A 5,685-nucleotide genomic window follows, 5' to 3' on the forward strand; every position below is an offset into this window, starting at 1 on the left:
GCACCCGCCAGGCCAATGCCTCGGCCAGCGCTGCCGCTCAGGCCTCGCGCGACACGCATTCGATCAGCGTGGACGGAGGCGCCCAGGCCGAAGTGCAGCGCTGAGGGCTGGCCGGCGCTGAGTGGCCGGATAAGTTGTCTGACAACCTGGGCTGTCTTGCGTCTACGTGAGATCGCGTATGACGCGCTGGCAGCCCGGGTCTAGAGTGCGATCCGTTCGTCCACCCCTGGGAAATCCCTTGGTTTCCCCGGGGTTTTCCTTTGTCGACTCGTCGGCAGGGCGGCCCAGGCCCGCTTGGCTTGGGCGGCGAATAAGTCATACGATGTCATATAACTTGCGACCTCGCCCTGGACCTTGTCGCCCCTGGCCCGCGCCGCGCCTGCCCTTCAGCTTCAGGTTTTCATGAGCACACACAGCACATTTGCCGCGCCCCCTGCGGCCGGCGCAGCTTCGGCCGCCGCGCGTCCCACCCGGGTCCGTTACCTGATCCTGGCGATGCTGTTCATCGTCACCACGGTGAACTACGCCGACCGGGCCACGCTGTCCATCACCGGCCCGGCGATGAAGGCCGAGTTCGGCTTCGATTCGGTGCAGCTGGGCTTCATCTTCTCGGCCTTCAGCTGGGCCTACGTGGCCGCGCAGCTGCCCGGCGGCTGGCTGCTGGACCGCTACGGTGCGCGCAAGATCTACGCAGCCAGCATCGTGCTGTGGTCGCTGTTCACGCTGCTGCAGGCCTTCACCGGCGCCGTGGCCGGGGTGTTCGGCGCGGTGACGCTGCTGTTCGCGTTGCGCTTCCTGGTCGGCCTGGCCGAGTCGCCGGCCTTCCCGGCGAATGCCAAGCTGAGTGCCAGCTGGTTCCCCACGGCAGAGCGCGGCACCGCCTCGGCGATCTTCAACTCGGCGCAGTATTTCGCCGCGGTGGTCTTCACGCCGCTGATGGCCGGGCTGACCCAGTGGATGGGCTGGCACCACGTCTACCTGTGGATGGGCGTGATCGGCTTCGTGCTGGCCGGTGTGTGGCTGAAGGTGGTGCACAACCCCGCCGACCACCCACGGGCCAACAAGGCCGAGCGCGAGTACATCGCCAAGGGCGGTGGCTTGCTGAACCTGGGCCCGCAGGCCATGCCCTCTGGCATCGTGCGCGACGGCCGCACCTGGGCCAACCTGGGACAGCTGATGCGCAGCCGCATGATGCTGGGCATCTACCTGGGCCAGTTCTCGATCAACGTGCTGACCTACTTCTTCCTGACCTGGTTCCCGGTCTACCTGGTGCAGCAGCGCCACATGTCCATCCTGAAGGCCGGCTTCATGGCCTCGCTGCCGGCGCTGTGCGGTTTCCTTGGCGGCGTGCTGGGCGGCGTGATCTCGGACGGGCTGATCAAGCGGGGCGCCAGCCTCACGGTGGCCCGCAAGACGCCCATCGTGCTGGGCATGCTGCTGTCGGTCACGATGATCTTCTGCAACTACGTGGACAACGAGTGGCTGGTCGTCGGCCTGATGGCGCTGGCCTTCTTCGGCAAGGGCATCGGCGCGCTGGGCTGGGCGGTCGTTTCCGACACCGCACCGAAGGAAATCATCGGCCTGGCCGGCAGCGTGTTCAACATGTTCGGCAATGCCGCGGGCATCGTCACGCCCATCGTCATCGGCTACATCCTGGCCCACACCGGCTCGTTCAACGGCGCGCTGGTCTTCGTCGGCCTGAACGCCCTGGTCACCGTCGTCGCCTACCTGGTCATCGTGCCGGAGATCAAGCGGCTGGAGTTGAAGTCGCGGTGAGTGCGATAAGCGTGGCGAGCGGTCTGCGTCAGTCGTCTTCCAGGGGCAGCAGCCCTTGGGGCGGGGCGGGTGGCCAGGTGCCCGCGGCCACCCGCGCTTCGTACCAGCGGTGCATGGCAGCATCTTCGAGCGCGTATTCGCCGCGCGCCGATTTCCAGGCCAGCGCGGGCATTCGCTGGCGCAGTGCCTCCAGCGCCTTCTGTGCCTGGGCCACGCTGACCGGCTTGCCAGTCTTGTCGCGGTAAAAGCGCAAGGCCTCTGCGTCATACGGCCGGAAGCGCGTGCCCTGAGCGAGCATGCGCCACAGAACCGCCTGCTCGCTGGGTTTCAGTCCGAGGTAGTCGGACTCCATCTGTGCTTCATCCTGGGCTTGTTGCAGTTGCGCAGCCTGAAGCAGTGCGGGTTCGAAGCGGCCACTCAGGCTCGCCAAGGGACTCAGCACCTGGCCGAGTGCGGTCATGAAGAACTGGGGCCGGTGGCCAAAGGCCGCGAAGGCCTGCTGCAGCGTTGCGGTGTCCACCGGCGCCAGGCTTGGCCGCTGCGCTTCGATCAATCCGGTGAGGTGAGCGATGAAGTCCGGCCCCAGCGGCGGCATGCGCTGCACCTGCGAGCCATAAAAGGGCGCGCCGCTGGTGTTGACCAGGCGCAGGAGCTTGTCGCGGTCCGAGCCAGACATGACCAGCATCAGGTTCACCTGGCCGGGCTGGTTCAGCTGGTCACGGGCCGATTTCAGCGCCGTCATGGCGGCCTCGCCCGCCTCGCTGGTCAGCGCGTGCTGCGCTTCATCGACGATCAGCGCCACAGGCTTGGCGGCGGTCTCGTGCAGCGCTCTAAGTGCGTCGACCAGCGTCAGACCGTCGACCTTGCCGATCTTGCTGGTGTCCACCTGCAGCCAGCCGCCCAGGCTGACCTTGTCCAGCCCCGCCTTCTTGGCCGTGCGGGCGACCAGCCCGAGCTGCGGCTGCAGTGCCCTGGCAATCGCCTCGGCGATCAGCGCGCCCGGGTCACGCCGAGCGTCGGCCCACAGGTCCACGTACACGACCACCACGCCGGCCGCTTCCAAGGCGGGGCGGAGATCACCTTGCAGGAAAGTCGACTTGCCAGTTCGCCTTGGCGCGGCAAGGAACAATCCGTTGTGCGCGTCGCCCAGCAGGCTGAGGCCTTGAAGGGCCGTCACCAGCTCCTGTGCCAGCGCTTGGCGAGGGAAGGCAAGCATGCGACTATCCGAAATTATCTTGAAGTAGATAATATATCTTGTGCGCGATAGTTGTCGATAATCCAATGTGCCGAGCAGGAGACAAACGCATGAAGATCGCAGTGATGGGCGCGGGCGCCGTGGGGTGCTACTACGGCGGCATGCTGGCGCGGGCCGGGCACGAGGTGATGCTGATCGCGCGGCCTGCGCATGTGGCGGCCATCGAGCGCGATGGCTTGCGGCTGGAGGCGCAGGGCTTCGACGAGCACATCCGCCTTTCGGCCAGCAGCGACCCGGCGGCGGTGGCCGGGGCCGAGCTGGTGCTGTTCTGCGTCAAGTCGCCGGACACCGAAAGCGCGGGCGACCTGCTGCGACCGCACCTGGCGCCAGGCGCCTTGCTGCTCACGCTGCAGAACGGCGTGGACAACGCCGAGCGGCTGCGCAAGCGCTTGCCGCAGGCGGTGGCCGCGGCGGTGGTCTACGTGGCCACCGAGATGGCCGGGCCGGGGCATGTGAAGCACCACGGGCGGGGTGAACTGGTGATCGAGCCGTCGAACACCGCGGCCGTCAGCAGCGAGGCGGTGGCGCAGATGCTGATCGCCGCCGGCGTGCCGACGGAGGTTTCGCCCGACGTGGTGGGCGCGCTGTGGGCCAAGCTGATCCTGAACTGCGCCTACAACGCGCTATCGGCCATCAGCCGCCAGCCCTATGGCGTGCTGGCGCAGGCCGCAGGTGTTGCCGACGTGATGGGCGACGTGGTGGCCGAGTGCCTGGCGGTGGCCGAGGCCGAAGGCGTGCGCGTGCCGGGCGATGTGCCGGCCGCCGTGCGCCGCATTGCCGAGACCATGCCCAATCAGTTCTCTTCCACCGCGCAGGACCTGATGCGCGGCAAGCCCAGCGAGATCGACCATCTCAACGGCCTGGTGGTGCGCCGTGGCGCCGCGCGGGGCGTGCCCACGCCGGTGAACCGCGTGCTGCACACGCTGGTCAAGCTGCTCGAAGCCCTTGGCGGCGTTCAGCGTCAGGCTGCCGGTGCCAAAGCCGATGCTGTAACCGATGGGGCTGTAGATCGCGCCCTGCGCCGAGGTGAGGCTCACCGCCTGGTTGGTGGCGGTGAGGTAGCCGCCGAGCGACACATCGCCTTCGAGCGCGTTGATCACCACAGCGCCGGTGGCGGTGATCGTGCCGAGCGTGAGCGTGCTCGTGGTGTTGGTGCTGCCGGTGGGCATGGGCACTTCCACATACACACCGCCGGCCGTGGCGCTGGCCGCCAGCGTGCCGGTGACCACGTCCATGTGCTCGCTGCCGCTGGCGCCGACCGCGCTGCCGGCGAGCGTGGTGCTGTTGGCCAGCACGCGGGTGTTCTTGTCGCCGTCGTCCTTGATCGCGCCGCCGGTGGATGTGAAGCGTGCGCTGCCGGTGTTGGTCAGGTTGACCGTGCCCAGCGTGATGTCGCGGTCGCTGGTGAAGCTCAGCGACAGCGAGGAGTTGTCGGTCAGCGTGCTCACCAGGTGGCCCGCCGCAGAGTCGGTGACCGCCAGCTTCAGCGACGGCGCGGTGATGGCCATGCCATAGCTGGTGCTCGCGTCCGGGTGCGAGCTGGCGATGGTCAGCGAGCTGAGGTCGGCAATGTCGCTGACGTAGAGGTCGCCGCGCGTGGTCAGCACCAGGCTGCCGGCGTTGGCGCCCATCGGGTGCAGCGAGCTGCCGATGCTGCCGGCCGTGGCGCTCAGCGTCAGCGTGCTGCCGGCGGTGATGCGGCTTTTGGCATTGCCGTCGTCCACCAGGTTGCCCTGGGTCGCTGTCAGGCTCACCGAGCCGGCGCCCTGCACCTGGCCAATGATGGCGCCCTGGTCGCCGCTGAAGGCCAGCGAGCTCAGCGGCACGCCCACCAGGCGGTTCAGCGTGTACTGGCTGCCGTTGTCGGTGACGTCGAAGCTCAGGTAGTCGGAGCTGACCTGCAGCGTGTTGACGCTGCCCGGCGTGGTGTGCCGGTTGGTCACGCTGAGGCTGGTCAGCGTCTTGTCGGCGTTGGCCACATACAGGTCGCCGGTGCTGGTGGCGGCCAGGCCGGTGGCGCTGGTCTGCAGCGCGTGGCTGGCGCTGCCAATGCTGCCGCTGGCGCTGAGCGTTGCCGTGCCGGTGCTGATGCGGGTGGTGCTGTTGCCGTCGTCGAGGATGGCCCCGGCACTGGCGGTCAGGTTGACCTGGCCGGAGGCCGAGGTGCTGACGTTGCCAACGGTGATGTCGCCGCTGCTGTTGGTGATGCTGACCAGGCTGCTCGGCGTGGCGATGCGGTCCAGCGTGACGGCGCCGGTCTGCGTGATGCTGATGCTGCTGGAGCCCGCCTGCACGTCCAGGTGCGAGGCGGCGGTGCGCACCGAGACGCTGCCGCTGTTGGCGGCGTTCAGCGTCACGGTGTTGCCGGTGATGGCGCCGCTGCTGCCCGAGATCGAGCCGCTCAGCGTGGCCAGGTTCACGTCGCCCAGACTGCCGGCGTTGACGGTGCCGATGCTCATCGAGCCGGTGCCGGTGGCGGTCACCGTGATGTCGTTGCTGGCCGACGAGGTGCCGGAGCTGAGCGAGGTCAGCGTGCTGCTGCCGCCAACGGTGATGTCGATTGCGCCATTGCCCGAGCTGATGCTGGACAACACGCTGGAGGTGGCCGAGGTGGCGGCGTAGATGCCGCCGGAGGCCGCGCTGGCGCTGAGGGT

General features: G+C 68.1%; 2 protein-coding genes and 1 pseudogene. 2 read left to right on the forward strand and 1 reads right to left on the reverse strand.

Annotation, left to right across the window (positions count from 1 at the left end):
• Window positions 1-402 precede the first annotated feature (402 nt).
• The gene (locus tag FKP22_RS19175) at window positions 403-1,776 is read left to right on the forward strand and encodes an MFS transporter (RefSeq protein ID WP_141289313.1); all 1,374 of its coding nucleotides are present in this window, start codon (window positions 403-405) and stop codon (window positions 1,774-1,776) included.
• Window positions 1,777-1,804: 28 nt separating this feature from the next.
• Here FKP22_RS19175 and FKP22_RS19180 read toward each other — a convergent pair whose 3' ends face one another.
• Complete coding sequence (locus tag FKP22_RS19180) at window positions 1,805-2,992, reverse strand: ATP-binding protein (RefSeq protein ID WP_141289314.1); 1,188 nt, start codon at window positions 2,990-2,992, stop codon at window positions 1,805-1,807.
• Window positions 2,993-3,081: 89 nt separating this feature from the next.
• Here FKP22_RS19180 and FKP22_RS33950 point away from each other — a divergent pair.
• Window positions 3,082-3,975, forward strand: a pseudogene (locus FKP22_RS33950) (ketopantoate reductase family protein); the annotation flags it as partial.
• Window positions 3,976-5,685 lie beyond the last annotated feature (1,710 nt).

The organism is Ideonella azotifigens, from assembly GCF_006519715.1.
GTDB classification, from domain to species: domain Bacteria; phylum Pseudomonadota; class Gammaproteobacteria; order Burkholderiales; family Burkholderiaceae_C; genus Ideonella; species Ideonella azotifigens.

Excerpts from the sequence above, each read along its gene's own strand:
- FKP22_RS19175 (WP_141289313.1), top strand. The coding sequence starts at position 403 with ATGAGCACACACAGCACATTTGCCGCGCCCCCTGCGGCCGGCGCAGCT.
- FKP22_RS19180 (WP_141289314.1), bottom strand. The coding sequence starts at position 2,992 with ATGCTTGCCTTCCCTCGCCAAGCGCTGGCACAGGAGCTGGTGACGGCC.